At 71.3% G+C, this 14,994-nt stretch carries 13 protein-coding genes; 3 read left to right on the forward strand and 10 right to left on the reverse strand.

Going from position 1 to position 14,994, the window contains the following annotated elements; genetic code table 11:
• From GWK61_RS43955 to GWK61_RS43970, 4 genes are all read right to left on the reverse strand, one after another.
• Nucleotides 1-1,199 (reverse strand): ROK family transcriptional regulator (locus GWK61_RS43955; RefSeq protein WP_228563939.1); only part of this gene is annotated, 1,199 nt, incomplete at its 3' end.
• 45 nt (nt 1,200-1,244) lie between these two features.
• Nucleotides 1,245-2,594, reverse strand: coding sequence for a KamA family radical SAM protein (locus GWK61_RS43960; RefSeq protein WP_194918286.1), 1,350 nt, complete (start codon nt 2,592-2,594; stop codon nt 1,245-1,247).
• A gap of 10 nt (nt 2,595-2,604) precedes the next feature.
• A complete protein-coding gene (locus GWK61_RS43965) occupies nt 2,605-3,762 on the reverse strand; it encodes a hypothetical protein (RefSeq protein WP_194918288.1) in 1,158 nt (385 codons plus the stop codon).
• A 69-nt stretch (nt 3,763-3,831) separates the two neighbouring features.
• Nucleotides 3,832-4,638 carry an SDR family oxidoreductase gene (locus GWK61_RS43970; protein ID WP_194918289.1) on the reverse strand — a complete coding sequence of 269 codons (807 nt, stop codon included), beginning with the start codon at nt 4,636-4,638 and terminating at the stop codon, nt 3,832-3,834.
• A gap of 76 nt (nt 4,639-4,714) precedes the next feature.
• Here GWK61_RS43970 and GWK61_RS43975 point away from each other — a divergent pair, with 76 nt between their 5' ends.
• Entirely contained in the window at nt 4,715-5,920 is a 1,206-nt protein-coding gene (locus tag GWK61_RS43975) for an NADH:flavin oxidoreductase (RefSeq protein ID WP_438939816.1), read from the forward strand.
• A 242-nt stretch (nt 5,921-6,162) separates the two neighbouring features.
• Nucleotides 6,163-6,627 (forward strand): DUF2690 domain-containing protein, encoded by a 465-nt coding sequence (locus GWK61_RS43980; RefSeq protein ID WP_194918291.1) that lies wholly within the window; start codon nt 6,163-6,165, stop codon nt 6,625-6,627.
• 147 nt (nt 6,628-6,774) lie between these two features.
• On the opposite strand, the gene GWK61_RS43985 is transcribed toward GWK61_RS43980, so the two are convergent.
• The 3 genes from GWK61_RS43985 to ligD (GWK61_RS43995) are packed head-to-tail and all read right to left on the reverse strand — an operon-like array spanning nt 6,775 to nt 9,813.
• Complete coding sequence (locus GWK61_RS43985) at nt 6,775-7,482, reverse strand: HAD family hydrolase (RefSeq protein ID WP_323748031.1); 708 nt, start codon at nt 7,480-7,482, stop codon at nt 6,775-6,777.
• Nucleotides 7,479-8,357, reverse strand: coding sequence for a non-homologous end-joining DNA ligase (gene ligD, locus GWK61_RS43990; protein ID WP_194918293.1), 879 nt, complete (start codon nt 8,355-8,357; stop codon nt 7,479-7,481). Before ligD (GWK61_RS43990) ends, GWK61_RS43985 begins: the two co-directional genes overlap by 4 nt.
• Nucleotides 8,347-9,813: a non-homologous end-joining DNA ligase gene (gene ligD, locus GWK61_RS43995; protein ID WP_194918296.1), complete on the reverse strand. Its 1,467-nt coding sequence runs from the start codon at nt 9,811-9,813 to the stop codon at nt 8,347-8,349. The genes ligD (GWK61_RS43990) and ligD (GWK61_RS43995) overlap by 11 nt, the downstream gene beginning before the upstream one ends.
• A gap of 64 nt (nt 9,814-9,877) precedes the next feature.
• Between ligD (GWK61_RS43995) and ku the strand changes: the two genes are divergently transcribed.
• Nucleotides 9,878-10,915: a non-homologous end joining protein Ku gene (gene ku / locus GWK61_RS44000; RefSeq protein ID WP_194918298.1), complete on the forward strand. Its 1,038-nt coding sequence runs from the start codon at nt 9,878-9,880 to the stop codon at nt 10,913-10,915.
• Here the strand turns inward: ku and GWK61_RS44005 are convergent.
• The 3 genes from GWK61_RS44005 to GWK61_RS44015 form a co-directional block, all read right to left on the reverse strand.
• The gene (locus tag GWK61_RS44005) at nt 10,896-11,915 is read right to left on the reverse strand and encodes a GNAT family N-acetyltransferase (protein WP_194918299.1); all 1,020 of its coding nucleotides are present in this window, start codon (nt 11,913-11,915) and stop codon (nt 10,896-10,898) included. The two genes, ku and GWK61_RS44005, sit on opposite strands and share 20 nt — an antisense overlap.
• A 119-nt stretch (nt 11,916-12,034) precedes the next feature.
• On the reverse strand, nt 12,035-12,991 hold the full coding sequence (locus tag GWK61_RS44010) for an NADPH:quinone oxidoreductase family protein (protein WP_194918301.1): 957 nt from the start codon (nt 12,989-12,991) through the stop codon (nt 12,035-12,037).
• Between the two features lie 91 nt (nt 12,992-13,082).
• Nucleotides 13,083-14,660, reverse strand: coding sequence for a purple acid phosphatase family protein (locus GWK61_RS44015; protein WP_194918303.1), 1,578 nt, complete (start codon nt 14,658-14,660; stop codon nt 13,083-13,085).
• Nucleotides 14,661-14,994: the final 334 nt, after the last annotated feature.

The following is a 14,994-nucleotide window of genomic DNA, read 5'->3' on the forward strand; positions in this document are numbered from 1 at the left end:
CCCCGGAAGTAATCCCGAATCAACTGCTCCACCGTCAGCGAAGCCGCCAGCGCCGCCGCCCCCGCCAGCACCGCGCCGCTGCCCAGCGCCGAGGTCTCCAGGCGTGGCGGGTACGGCAGCCGCACCGCCAGGCGCTCGGCCACCGGGGCCAGCAGCAGGTCGCCGTTGAGCCCGATCCCGCCGCCGAGCACCACTAACTCCACGTCCACCACGGCCGCCGCCACCGCGACGTAGTTCGCGATCCGGCGCGCCTCCTCGCGCACCACGTCCAGCGCCCCGGCGTCGTCGGCGCGCGCCAGCTCGAAGACGCGCTCCATGGCCAGGTCGTGTTCGTCGGGGAGCTTGTCCGCGGCGTATTGCAGGATCGCCGCGGCGCACGGGTCCATCGTCGTCGGGACTTCCGGCTCCAGGCCGTCCGGGCCCTCGACGAAGTCGGGTTCGAAGGCGCTGTCGAGTTCGCCGGCCGCGCCCTTGAAGCCGCGCACCAGGTTGCCGCCGAGGACGAGGCCCGCGCCGACGCCGGTGCCGATGGACAGGAACAGGAAGCTGTCGGCGCTGCCTCCGCTGCCTCGTGCGTACTCGCCGTGCGCCGCCAGGTTGATGTCGTTCTCGACCGTGACCGGGGTCTGCAGGGCTTCGCTGAACTTCTCGCGTGCGGCGAAGCCCTCCATGCCGCTGACGTTGGCGGCCTGCGACACCCGGCCGTCGCGGCGGTCCACCACGCCGGGGACGCCGATCACCGCGTGCTTGACCGAGGCCGGGTCCACGGCGGCGGTCTTGACCAGCTCCTTCGCCAGCTGCACCGCCGCGCCGACCATGGCGTCGGCGTCCAGGCCGTCGACCTCGGCGTCGCGGCGGAGCACCTCGGCGCCGTCCAGGCCGACCAGCGCCGCGCGCAGGTGGCGGGCGCCGACGTCGAAGGCCACCGCGTGCGCCGCCTCCGGGCGCGGCTTGAAGAACACCGCGCCGTAGGTGAAGCCGCGGGAGGCGTCGGCGGTCTCCACCACCAGCCCGATCTGCAGCAGGTCCTCCAGGACCGCCGAGACGGTGGGCTTGGAGATCCCGGTGGCGCGCGAGATCTCGGCGCGCGAGATCGGCGCGTTCTCGCCGATCACGCGCCACACCGTGCGCAGGTTCAGCTCGCGGACCGTGGCCGAGGTGGCCGGGGCCGGGGTCGGCCGCGTGCCGGATGTGTTCATCGTCCCAGGATAGGGAACCGGCTCGGGCTGGTCGATCATGGGGCCTCAGTCCTCGCCGTCGGTGCCGGCCCCGCCGTCCCCGGCCATGACCGCGCTGCGGAGGTCCGCGGGCGTCCCGGGGACGAGTTCGAGGTCGTCGATCCAAGCGGCATCTGCTGAGTAAACAGCACGGAACGGCCTGCCGACCAGCCGGGGATCCCTCGCTTGCAGATAGCGCAATTCGAAGAACTTCCTGCCGTCGGGCTCCTCGGCCACTCCGTCTACCACGATCTTCCCGCCGGTCGTGGACATCACCGGGCCGCGCACGGTGCGCGCCAGGCCCGGCAGGGTGCTGTAAGCGTCGCGGAACAGCTCCGCGGCGCGCGCCAGCGGCACCTTGAAGTAGTCCCGCGGGCCGGTGTCGCGGGCCACGAACATGTAGTACGGCACGGCCCCGGCGCGCTGCTCGGCCCGCCACAGCCGGGCCCAGGCCGCGGCGTCGTCGTTGACCCGGGCGATCACCGGGGCCTGACCGTAGACCACCGCGCCGGTGTCGCGGATCCGGGCCAGCGCGGTGCGCGCGATGGCCGGCTCCAGCTCCACCGGGTGGCTCAGGTGCGCCATCACCGCCGGGGTCTTGCCGGCCTCGGCGATCTCCTCGAACAGCCGCAGCGTGGCGTCGGCGTCGTGGTCGGTGACGTACCGGTGTGGCCAGCTGGCCACCGACTTGGTGCCGATCCGCACGGTCTGCAACGACTCCACCGCCAGGAACGGCTCCAGATGCCGCCGCAGCCGCTCGGCCGTCATCACCATCGGATCCCCGCCGGTGACCAGCACGTCGGTGACCTCCGGATGCCGCCGCAGGTACTCCACGGCCCGGGACGGCTCGGGTGCCGCGAACCGCAGCTCCGGCTCCCCGACGAACTGCGCCCACCGGAAGCAGTACGTGCAGTAGGCGTGGCAGGTCTGCCCGGCCGAGGGGAAGTACAACAGCGTCTGCTCGTACTTGTGCTGCGTGCCCGGCACCGGGCCCTCGGGGTCGCTGGGCACGTTCAGGTCCTGCTGGTGCTCCGGATGCGGGTTCATCCCGGCCCGGATGCCCGCGATCACCCGCGCCAGCTCCCCGGCGTCGCCGCCGTCGCGGGCCCCGGTGAGCAACGCCTCGTCGGCGGGGGAGAGCATGCCGGGCTGGGGGAAGAACAAATGGAAGATCGGGTCGGCGTCCGGTTGCGACCAGTCGATCAGTTCACTGAGAACGTACTCGTTGACCCGGAAGGGCAGGACCAGGGAGAACAGGCGGACGCTTTCACGGAGCTGCGGATCCAATCCGTACTTCGCGGCGATGTCGTCCAGCCGGTTCGGGCCCAGGGCCTGGAACCGGTTGCCGGCCGAGCGGCCGGCGGCGGTGTGCTGCACTCACCTGACGCTACCCGACGCCGCCGACCGATGGATCCGAGGTCCGCAGCAGGAGGTAGGCCGTGTCGGGGATCTCCCCGTAGACCCGCCGGAACGCCGTGTCCAGCACCGCCCCGACCTCGTGCCGGTCGGCGGCCTCCAGCCGGTAGTCCTGGCCGCGGTTGGCCGCGGCGACCTCGCCGACCGCCCGCCGCATGAAGCGCTCGACGCGGCGCGAGGCCACGAAACGGCGGCCGTCGTCGAGGTCGACGAAGCGGACCAGGTAGGTGCGCTCGATGTTGTCGTCCGTGACGGTCACCGGGGTCAGCGCCTGGTGCGGGGCCGCGGCGTGCCAAACCGCCTGAAAACGGTTGTTGACGAAGGATCCCAGCGCGCTGTCGACGGTCACCTCCAGCTGCTCGGCACGGCCGGAGAGCTTGCCGACCGGGTAGAACGACACCAGCGCGCGGTCGTCCCAGCGGTACATCGTGATGTCCGGACCGGAGGAGTACAGCCGCACCTGGAAGTCGGCGGCCATGCCCAGGCCGCGCGGGCCGCCCGCCTGTTCGAAGGCACGGTGCAGCCGGGCCACCGTCTCCAGGTTGCGCTCCAGCATCGGGCCCAGCTCGTCGGCCCGGCCCAGCTCCAGGTCGCGCTGTTCGGCGGCCATGGTGGTCGGGTTGATCAGCAGGACCCTGATGGACACCCCGCGGGCCACGGCCGCGCGCACCATCGCCTCGAAGCGTTGCGCGTACGGCTCGGCCAGCAGGTTCGAGTACGTGTCCAGGATCCGTATGACGCTGTTCGCGCGGCCGGCGTTGGCCAGGAACTGCGAGTAGTCCAGCTCGGCGTGCTCCCGGACGCCGCCCTGCCCGGCGCGCTCGATGATCGGGGTGATCACGTAGATGGTGAACACCGCGCCGATGAGGTCCGCCGCCGTGTTCAGCGCGAAGTTCGGCCAGTACGGCGCGACCGTGCGGCCGATCCAGCCCAGCGTGAGGATCGCGCCCAGACCCACGACCAGCCCGGTGATCCAGCGCGGGTCCGGCGCGCGCCTGCGCAGCCGCGGCAGCGGCCGCAGCCACTGGATCAGGGGTATGCGACGCGATCGGGACGCCGCACGGCGCGCGAGCGCGCGGCGGCGGCGTCGGTCGTCGTCATCAGCGCCTCTGTAATCCCCGAAAGCCATGGTGCCGAAGGCTACTGGTGATGATCCATCTCTGCCAGATCTTGCGGCTCGCTCGCACTCTTCGATCGGTTACCGCGCCGGGTTCCAGGGCGCCGGCCAGTCCTTTCCCCGCAGCATCGCGTCCGTTCCTCCGTCGCAGAACACGACTGAGCCGACGATGAAAGAGGCCTGATCCGACAGCAGGAACGCCACGGCGGCGGCGACCTCTTCGGGGCGTCCGGCGCGGCCGGCCGGGATGGCTTTCTCGAAGGCTGCGATGCCCTTGGCGGTGAGGTCGTCGGCGCGGTTGGCGCGGGTCATCGGGGTGTCGATCATGCCGGGGGCGACGGCGTTGAGCCTTACGCCGTCGGCGATCCAGTCGGCGGCGCGGGTGCGGGTGTACCAGGCCAGAGCGGCCTTGGTGGCGGGGTAGGTCTGCAACGCGGCGCGCTCGCCATGCGCGTCGGCCAGGGCTCGGGCCTGCGGTTCGTCGCCTGCCAAGCAGGCTTCTGCGATCTCGACCGGCCAGCCCGGCTGACAGGTGGTGGAGTTCGAAGACGGCAGGACGACCGCGCCGCGTCCGGCGGCTTTCAATACGTCCCGCAGGCCTTCGAGTAGGACGATGGCGCCGAAATAGTTCACCGAGACCAGCAGCGAGCCGGGGCGTCCGGTGGCCGGCGCCAGGCCGGCGAAGGGGAGTAGACCGTCCAGGCGGCCGTCGCAGTGTTCTGTGATGGCGGCGATCGCGGCGGAGCGGCCTTCCTCGGTGCCCAGGTCGGCTTCCACCTCGGCTCCGGCCAGGTCCACGCCGATCACCCGGTGGCCGTCGTCGGTCAGCCAGGCGGCGAGCGTCGCGCCGATGCCGGAGGCGGCGCCGGTGATGGCTATGGTGGACATGGCGCGGAGCGTATGCCGAATCGGTATGTAATGTAAGAGCGCTCACTGTCTCTGGCATGTTCGCGGGCGCCGTTCTATGGTCCGCGCCGTGACGACGCCCGATACGCCCGATGCCCTTGAAGCGCCTGACGTCCTGGCCCCGGCGACCCTCGGACCGGTCCGGCTCCGCAATCGCGTGATCAAGTCCGCCACCTTCGAGGGCGCCACCCCGCACGCCCTGGTGACGGACGAGCTGATCGCCTACCACCGCCGACCGGCCGCCGGCGGCGTCGGCATGACCACCGTCGCCTACCTGGCCGTCTCCCCGGAGGGACGCACCGAGCGTCGGCAGATCTTCTGGCGGCCCGAGGCCGTCCCGGGACTGCGGACGCTGACCGAGGCCGTCCACGCCGAGGGCGCGGCGGTCTCGGCGCAGATCGGGCACGCCGGACCGGTGGCCGACGCGCGCTCGAACCGTGCTGCGGCCCTGTCCTGCTCGCCGATGCTGAACCCGGTCAGCTTCCGCCGCACCCGCGCGGCGAGCGCCGCCGACATCGAGCGGATCATCGCCGACCACGCCCGGGCCGCCCGCCTCGCGATCGAATCAGGGTTCGACGCCGTCGAGATCCACCTCGGCCACAACTACTTCGCCAGCGCCTTCCTGTCCCCGCGCCTGAACAAGCGCGACGATGAGTACGGCGGCCAGCTCGCCAACCGCGCCAAGGTCGCGCTGGGCCTGGCGCGCGCCGTCCGGGACGAGGTCGGCGACCGGATCGCCGTCACTGCGAAGCTGAACATGGAGGACGGCTATCCCGGCGGCCTGCGCATCGAGGACAGCTTGCAGGTCGCTCAGTGGCTGCAAGCGGACGGCACGCTGGACGCCCTGGAGCTGACCGCCGGCAGTTCCCTGATGAACCCGATGTACCTGTTCACCGGCGATGTTCCGTTGCGCGAGTTCGCCGCGCAGTTCCCGCCGCTGCCACGGCTCGGAATCCGCTTGTTCGGCAAGAAGCTCTTGCGCGCCTATCCCTATCAGGACACGTATCTGATGGAGCGTGCGCTGCGCTTCCGTGCCGAACTCACGCTCCCCTTGATCCTGCTCGGCGGCGTCACGACCCGCGCCACGATGGACCGTGCGATGGCCGCCGGATTCCAGTACGTGGCGATGGCGCGCGCCCTGCTGCGTGAGCCGGATCTGGTGAACCGGATCGCCGCCGACGCTTCCACGCCCTCGCTGTGCATCCACTGCAATCGCTGCATGCCGACGATCTACACCGGGACTCGGTGCCCTGAGATCGGGTGACCTCCGCGCCGAGACCAGTGATGCCGAGACCCGCGAAATTGACGCTTCAACCTGCGGCGGAGCCGTGCCGCACGGGACGCTCAATCGCACGCTCAGCGTCCCCCGAACGGCGCATGGCGGTTCGCCACCCCTCGGCCGCCCGGAGCAAGGATGGCGGAGGTGTTCGACACCAGGCGTCGCCTCGGGTCGGCGGGAGATCCTCCCGCCGCGACGGCGCTTTCTGAATCCCCCGAGGGGGAATCATGTTCTCTCGTCGAATCGCTTCCCGGATCGGTGTGGGGCTTGGCGCGCTCGCTCTCGCCAGCGCCCCGCTGGCGGCCTCCGCGGCCACCGCCGCGCACGTGCCGGCCAAGCCCCCGGCCACATGCAGCAACCAGGGCTGCAACGGCAAGGACCCGCAGGCCACCGGCTGTTCGCAGACGTTCCAGGCCCGGGACATCCGGACCGCGAACATCATGAGCCACGGCAAGAAGATCGGCTGGGTCGAGCTACGGTGGTCACCGTACTGCGGCAACAACTGGGCCCGCGTGGTCTCCGCGGTCGGGACGGCCAACCTGGCCGCCACCGCCACCCGCGCCGACGGCGCCATGATGTCCGCCAGCGGCAAGGGCACCGTGGTCTGGACCCCGATGATCTTCGGCCGCGACCTGTGCGTCTCCGCGACCGGGAGCATCAACGGGGCCACCGCCACCACCTCGTGCGGATGACGGTGGGCACAACCAGGCGCATAGTGGAGGCAATGACGGCCGCGCGGTCTGGCGCCGCGTGACCGGTCCGAGGAACTTTCCCCCCCGAAAGCGGGGCGGGCCGCACGACATTGGCGGCCCGCCCCGCACCTTTGTGGTCGCAGGTGTTCAGACCAGGGGGAGCAGCTCTGTCAGGGAGCTGATGACCGGCACGGCCACGTTTTCCGGGCTCGTCCTCGCATTGTCCGGCCGGATCATCGCGCGGCCCTGATACCCCAGCGCTATGGCCGCCGCGACCAGCTCCGGATCGTCGTCGACGAACAGGCAGTCGGCCGGCGCCAGGCCCAGGGCCTCGCTGGCGTGGTGGTACATCCGCGGGTCGGGCTTGTTGCAGCCCAGGACGGCGGAGATCGCGTAGGCGTCGAAGAAGCCGCCGAGGCCGATGGCGGCGTGCAGCTCCGGCAGGTTCGGCCAGGCGTCGGACACGACGGCCATCGGGACGCCGCGGTCGCGCAGTTCCGTCAGGGTCTTGATGACCTCGGGGAAGGTCTCCAGCAGGGTTTCCGGCGGGACGTCCCGCACCAGCGCGGCCAACAGCTCCGGGGACGCCTCCACGCCGATGTGTGTCAGCATCGCGCGATGGTAGTCGTCGTGCTCCGGGGTGGAGGTGGTGGCGGCCATGAAGCGGTCGCCTTCGCGGACCGCCTCGGCCAGGTCTTCGTCGGTGACGTGCGGAACGTGGGCCTTCACCGTCGCCTCGAAGTCGGCGCGGGGATTCCAGCGGCCGCCGATGGGCTGCATCAGGACGCCGCCGGAGTCGAGCAGAAGCGCTTTCGGAACCTGGGAAGCCTGGGGAACCTGAGGAGTCTGCGTCACAGTCCTGATAGTAGATCGCCGTGCTGTGCGACCTGCTCCAATGCGCGCGCCGGCGGGAAGCGCAGATCCTCGGGGTTCTTCGCTGCGGCCAACTGCTCCCAGGTCACCGGCGTCGACACCGCCGGATGCGGCGTGGCGCGCAGCGAGTAGGGCGCGATGGTGGTCTTGGCGTGCGTGTTCTGCGACCAGTCCACGAACACCTTCCCGGGCCGCTCCGCCTTGGACATGCTGGAGACCACCAGGTCGCGGTGCGTGCCCTCCAGGGCCCGGGCGATGGTGTGCGCGAGTTCGCGGGCCTGCTCGCCGGTGACGCCCTCCAGCGGTGCGTACAGGTGCAGGCCCTTGGCGCCGGAGGTCTTCGCCGACAGCTCCAGGCCGTGCGTGGACAGCAGGTCGCGGGCCGCCAGCGCGACCCGCACGCAGTCCACCACCGTGGCCGGCGCCCCCGGATCCAGGTCCAGCACCAGCAGGTCGTGGTGCTCCTGGTCGGAGACCCGCCACTGCGGGACGTGGAACTCGATCGCGGCCAGGTTCGCCGCCCACATCAGCGAGGACAGGTCGTCGATGAGGACGTACTCGACCTTCTTGCCGGAGCTGGTCGCCGCGATGTCGGCGGTGCGGATCCAGGACGGCCGGTGCGCCGGCGCGTGCTTGGCGAAGAACCCTGAGGTGTCGACGCCGTCGGGGTAGCGGATGAAGGTCACCGGTCGGTCGGTCAGGTGCGGCAGCATCACCGGGGCGACGCGTGCGTAGTAGTCGAGGATCTCGCCTTTGGTGAAGCCGTCCTCGGGATACAGGACCTTGTCGAGGTTGGTCAGTTTTACCGCTCGGCCGTCGATCTCAACGGTCTGCGAGGCTTGGGCGTCAGGACTCACGGACCACCTCCGTGGCGTCCTTGTCGGGGCGGATGCCCTTGAAGACGGGATGGCGCAGGCGGCCCTTCGTCGTCCACTCGCCGAACGTCACCTCGGCGACCACGACCGGCTCGACCCAGGTGGCCACTCGGGCATCGACGGTATCCACGGCGGTCGCGAAGGGGCTTTCGGGCGTCGCCAGCTCGGACAGCGCCTCCAACAGGACCCTGCGATCGTGTTCGGTGAAGCCGCTGCCCACCTTGCCGACGTAGTGCAGGCGTCCGGCGTCGTCCGGGATGCCGAGCAGCAGCGCGCCGACTTCGCGAGGCGGACGTCCGGGGACGGCGCCGTGGCCCTTCAGCCGCGTGAAGCCGCCGATGACCGCGTCCTGGGTGTCGGTCAGCTTGACCTTGCGCCAGGCCGGGGACCGGGTTCCGGGCTGGTAGATCGAGTCCAGGCGCTTGGCCACCACGCCTTCTAGGCCGGCGGCGCGCGCGGCGGCCAGCACGTCGGCGACGGGTGTGTCAGGGAACGTAGGCGGGGTCTGCCAGTGCGGTCCGGACAGCTCCAGGGATTCCAGCAGTTCGCGGCGGTCCTTGTAGGGGAGCTCCAGGGTGGAGCGGCCGTCCAGGTGCAGCAGGTCGAAGATCAAGTAAGAGGCCGGATTCGTCCGGGACAGCCGCACCGCCTCCGATCCGCTGGTGCCGAAGCGGGGCTGCAGGGCGCCGAAGCTGACCTTGCCGTCGTCGTCCAGGGCGATGATCTCGCCGTCGAGCAGGAGCTGGGCGCTGCTGACGGTCTTGGCCAGGGCCTTGATCTCCGGGTAGGTGTCGGTGAGGTCGTTGCCGTTGCGGGAGCGCAGCCGGGCCCGGCCGCCCTCGACGCGGCACAGGGCCCTGATGCCGTCCCACTTGAACTCGGCGGCCCAGCCGGCGCCGGCCGGGGCGGTGCCGGGGATCGCGAGCATCGGCCGCAGGTTGTCCGGGGGCGCGGCGAGGTCAGGGTCCTGACCTTGCTCGCGGTGGATCATCCAGTCGGAGCTTTCGGGACCGCCGGTGCGGAACAGGGTGTAATGGCCCGAAAGGCGTTCGCCAGCCAGTTCGATTTTGATCTCGTCCTCGGTCCACTTCTCCGGGACGTAGGTGCCGCGGTCGTAGGTGGCGACGGTTCCCGCGCCGTACTCGCCGGCCGGGATGCGGCCGGTGAAGTCGGCGTATTCGACCGGATGGTCCTCGGTGCGCACGGCACGGTGGTTGCGTCTGGGATCGGTGGGGACGCCTTTCGGCAGGGCCCAGGAGACCAGGACGCCGTCGTGTTCCAGGCGGAAGTCCCAGTGCAGGGCGGTGGCGTGGTGTTCCTGCACCACGAAGATCGGCTGCTTGCCCCGCCGCTTCTTCGACGGCGTCTCGGGAACCGGCTCCGGCGTGCGCGCGGCGTCGCGCTTGGCGCGGTACTCGTGCAGCCGGTCGGGTTCCACCGCTCCATGACATCCCGGGCCCGGCCGGGGTGCGAGTCCGGATGATCCGAACTAGCGTCGGGGCATGCGGGCGATCTGGAGCGGCGTCATCTCCTTCGGCATGGTGACGGTGCCGGTGAAGATGTTCGGCGCGACCGAGGAGAAGCGGGTCGCGTTCCATCAGGTGCACGTCGCCGACGGCGGCCGGGTGCGGCAGAAGCGGGTCTGCGAGCTGGACGGCGAGGAGGTGGCGCTGTCCGACGTGGCCAAGGGGTACCAGCTGCCGGACGGCGACGTCGTGGTGCTCACCACGAAGGACTTCGACGGGCTGCCGGAGGCGATCGCGAAGACCATCTCGGTCGAGGCGTTCGTGCCGGAGGAGCAGATCGACCCGATCATGTATTCGAAGTCGTACTACCTGGCGCCGGACAAGCTGGGCGTGCGGCCCTACGCGCTGCTGCGGGACGCCATGGCCGCCTCCGGCCGGGTGGCGGTGGTCCGCTTCGCGATGCGGGACCGGGAGAGCCTGGCCGCGCTGCGGGTGCGCGACGACGTGCTCACGCTGGAGACCATGCTGTGGGCCGACGAGGTCCGCAAGCCCGACTTCGACTTCCTGGAGTCCAAGGTCGAGCCCAAGGCCGCCGAGCTGAAGATGGCCGAACTCCTGATCGACTCGCTGAGCACCGACTTCGACCCCGCGGACTACCACGACAACTACCGCGAGGCGCTGGAGGAGGTCATCGAGAACAAGGTGGCCGGCCGCGAGGTGGTCACGCCCCCGGCCCCGGCCGAGGGCGGCGCGCAGGTGATCGACCTGATGGCGGCACTGAAGGCGAGCGTGGAGGCGGCGAAGAAGACGCGCGGGGGTGCGGGCGCCTCGGCGTCGTCGAAGGCTTCGGAGAGTTCGAAGGAGTCTGCGGCGCCGGCGAAGAAGGCCGCGGCCAAGAAGACCGCCGCGGCGAAGAAGACGGCGGCATCGGGGTCGGCGTCGGCATCGAAGAGTGCTGCGACGCCCGCGCGGGCGGCGAAGGGCGCGCGGGGTGCGGCGAAAGCCACGGACCTGCACAAGCCCGCGCGGAAGAAGCCAGCCACCAAATCGACTTCTACGCGGCGGAGTGCCTGAGGCGCGCCACCAGGGCCTCGGTCGCGATCTCGTAGTGTGCCAGGGTTCGAACATCGGTGTACCCGAGCGAGTGGTTGACGCCGATCATGTAGGTGTTGTCCGAGGCGGTCTGCGTCGTCACCCGCGCCACCTCGGGCCGGGAGGCCGTCAGCCGGCGCATCATCTCGGCCTTGATCGCCCGCCCGAGCCCGTGGCCCCGGTGTTCCTCGCGCACCGCGGTGTCCATCTGGCGCGCCTGGTCGGGCTCGCCGGGCCGGATGATGAGCTCGGTGATGCCGGCGACCTCGCCGGTGGCCTCGTGGACGGCGACGACGACCGGCACATACTGCCCGGCCGCGATGACGGCGGCTTCGTCGTCGCGGATGCGCTGCGGCGTCCAGGCTGTCCCCTCCCAGACCAGATCCTGGGTGGGGGAGTCGTCGATGGCTTTGCGGGCCTCGGCGTAGGAGGCGATGAGCTCTTCGGGGGCGGCCTCGTCCCAGGCGTGCAGGCGGTAGCCGTCCGGCGTGGGGACGTCCCACAACGCCCGGTCGACCGACGCCGTCTCCAAGGTCTGCGACACTCCTCGTATCGTGCAGGCCAGCCCCATCGCCTCGGCGAACGGCTCGCCGGCCGACCCGCCGACCACGAACAGCGCCAATACCCGCGGTCTGCCCGAGGTTTGCAACGCTGGCAGCAGCGCGCGCAGGAACGCGGTGCCGATGCCCTGACGGCGCCGGTCGACGTCGACTTCGATGAACACCAGCGCCATGTCAGTGTTCTCGCGGTCCGGCAGCGACACCACCGCGAACCCGGTCAGGCCCTCGGCGTCGCGCGCGGTCCAGAAGGTCCGGGGGCCGAAGGACATGGCGTCCTGTCCGCTCAGCAGCTCGACGGTCGCCGCCAGCGGGAGCGGCGGAGTCCCGGGCCGGTCGAGGACCTGCACGCGGGCCCGCATCTCGGTGATGGCTTCGTAGTCCGCGCCGGAGGCCGTGCTCGGATCGAAGGGGATGAACTGCACGCCACTGCCTCACTGGTCGATGAAAGGGATCTTGACCAGGATGCTATTCGGGCTGCCGGGAGTGTCCAGCGATTATCTCGCGGACTCCCAGGCGATGGCAGGCGATGGCCGGCAGTGCGCTACGGCACGACCACCAGCCGCCCGAGGTTCTCCCCGGCGGCCAGCCGGGTCAGGCCGGCCGGGGCGTCGTCGAAGGACAGGCGCTCGCCGATCAGGGTCCTGATGGTGCCGGCTTCGACCAGGCGGGTCAGCTCGCGGTGGCAGGCGGCCACGGCCTCGGGGTCCTTGGTGCGGTACAGGCCCCAGTGCAGGCCGAGGATGGAGTAGTTCTTGACCAGGGCGTGGTTCAGCGGCGGGGCCGGGATGGTACCGCCGGCGAATCCAACTACGATGATGCGCCCCTCGAAGGCGACGCACTTGGTCGAGCCCTGATACGCGTCGCCGCCGACCGGGTCGTAGACCACGTCCGCGCCGCGGCCGTCGGTGGCCTCCTTCACGTCCGCGACGAAGTTGCGCTCCCGCCGGTCCACCACGACGTCGGCGCCGAGCGCGCGGGCCGCCTCGGCCTTGGCCGCGCCGCCGGCCACGGCGATCACCGTGGCGCCGGCCGCCTTGCCGAGCTGGACCGCGGCGCTTCCGACGCCGCCGGCCGCGGCGTGCACCAGCAGGGTCTCGCCGGGCTGCAACTTCGCGCGGCGGTGCAGGCCGAACCAGCCGGTCTGGTAGGCGAGCAGGAAGCCGGCGGCCTCGGCGTCGTCGAGCGATTCAGGGGCGGGATATACGGAGTCTGATTCCATGACCGCGTACTCGGCCAGCGCCCCGGTCGGCAGCACCGGCGTGCCCACGACCCGCTCCCCGGTGCCCACTACCTCGCCGCACAGCTCCACGCCCGGGGTGTAGGGCAGCGGCGGCTGCACCTGGTACTGGCCGCGGCACATCAGGACGTCGGGGAAGTTCAGCGCGGCGGCCCGGACCCGCACCAGCACCTGGCCGGGGCCGGGCTCGGGCGTTCGGATCTCGGCCGCCCGCAGCACGTCGCCGGGTTCGCCGTGGGTGCTGACCTGCCAGGCTCTCAACGCGGTGGCCTTTCGCTCGTCCTAGCGCGTTCCCGGGCGCGCCGGTGCGCTCCCGCTCGCTTCGGCCGATGCTCTCACCCGGCGCGGGCGATCACCAGTGCCGGTGCACCGCAGACAGCCGCCCGAAGTCGCGGCTCGCGACGTGGTTCCGGTCGGCGGCCGAGCCCAGCGTGTAGGCCGGGTACAGGCCCAGGTACTCGCCGCTCGTGGTCTGGCTCCACTGCCGGGCCAGGGCGCTGGAGGACTTGTGGAAGTTGGCCATGTATCCGCCCTCGTAGACCTTCAGCAGGGCGAATCCTCCCGGGTACTCCTTGGTCGCGGCGACTTCCAGGAAGTCGACCCCGGAGGCCACCGGGGAGGTGGTGCGCAGGTTGCGGTGCGTGTGTCCGGCGTGGTGCAGGAACACGCCGGGCGTCCTGGCGTAGAGCGCCTCCAGCCGGGCCGCGTCGGGGCGCGCCAGGTCGAAGGCCGGGCCGGCGATCGTGGACACCGCCGAGGCGTCGGTGACGGGGTGGTGACCGAACACCAGCGTGGGGCAGTGCAGGTCGTCGGCCAGGATGTCGGCCAGCTCCGCGAACTGCGCGTCGTCGAGCGCGCCGCCGGGGGTGTTCAGCGTCGTGGTGTCCAGGCCGATGATGCGCAGGCCCGCCAGGTGCGTGCTGGTGAGCCGGCCCTGCGGCAGGTCGTAGACGGTCGGCACGCAGTCGTTGTAGCCGGTGTCGCCGACCGCGGGGCACGTCTGGTACCCGGCGCCGGTCTTGGGCTGGTCGTGGTTGCCGCGGGCCACGACGTACCGGCCCGCGTCCAGGCGGCCGGCCAGCGTCAGACGCCCGAACCGGTCGAGCAGATGCTTGGAGCCCGCCAGCTCGGCCGGCAGCGCGGCGGAGCTGAGGTCGCCCGCGACCAGCAGCACGTCGGCGCCGTGCCGGCCGGCGTCGGCGATCATCGACTCCGCCATCACCTCCGGATACGGCGGCAGGCCCGGCGTCTGGCTGAACCCGGGCGGGAAGCCGGCCGTGGCCAGCCCGCTCACGGTCTCGCCGATGTGCAGGTCGTTGGCCAGCGCGAGCGAGAACAGGTGCCGGCCGCGCGGCGGCACCAGGGTCGTGACCTGTCCCGGGGCCGCTGAGTGCACGATCCCGGAGGACAGCAGCTGCGCGAGGATGGCCAGCAGCTGGTTGTTGGTCGGGTTGGGCGGGATGACCAGGCCGCCGGGCGGGAACGTCAGCTGCGGCAGCATCCGCGGCGTCGCGGGCACCTTCGCGGACAGGGCCTGGTAGTAGTACGTCGTCCCGGGCCGCAGCCCCTCGACCTCCACCTGGTGGTACGCGGTGTCGCCGTGCCGCTGCACCGCGACCCGGTCCAGCCGGTCCGGGTGCGTGCCGTAGCGCACGACGCCGTCGCAGGCCACCGGCGCCGGCTCCTGGCCGGGCTGGTACGGGATCGCCGGCGTCGGCCCGGCGGCGGTGTACCAGGTCAGCACGAAGCCGGTGTCGGTGACCGTCACCAGCTCCAGATCCTGCGGGAACACGCCCTGGGCGGCCGCGGCGGCGGCCGGCGCGGGCAGCAGGCCCGGCAGGACCAGCCCCGCTCCGGCCCCGGCGGCGGCGAGCCGGACGAGGTCGCGACGGGTGAACCCACAGCAGTCCTGGACAGCCGGATCGGTCATGGCGGTCAGCATGGCAGAGCCCTGTTAATGGGTCGGGGACCCTCGGCGAACACTCTCGGAAGACTTCCGGGGGTGCGTTGGGCTTTGAGGCGGGCTTTGGGGCTGGCTTTGGGGCGGGACGGCGGTGGCTATCGCGGGGCTCGGCAACTACTGCTGGTAGTCGCGAGCGCTGCGATCCGGCACGAAGGCGCTCACCAGTTGACACTCTCGAACAGAACTTCGAATATGGCCGGGTGGCACTGATCGCGCAGATGTTCGAGGACGACGCGGAGCACGCCGCGGCCGGGGCGCGGTTGCGGGTGCTGGTCGGCGGGGGCGCGGCGGGGACAGGTGG

The organism is Catenulispora rubra, assembly GCF_015356825.1.
Classification (GTDB): Bacteria; Actinomycetota; Actinomycetes; order Streptomycetales; family Catenulisporaceae; genus Catenulispora; species Catenulispora rubra.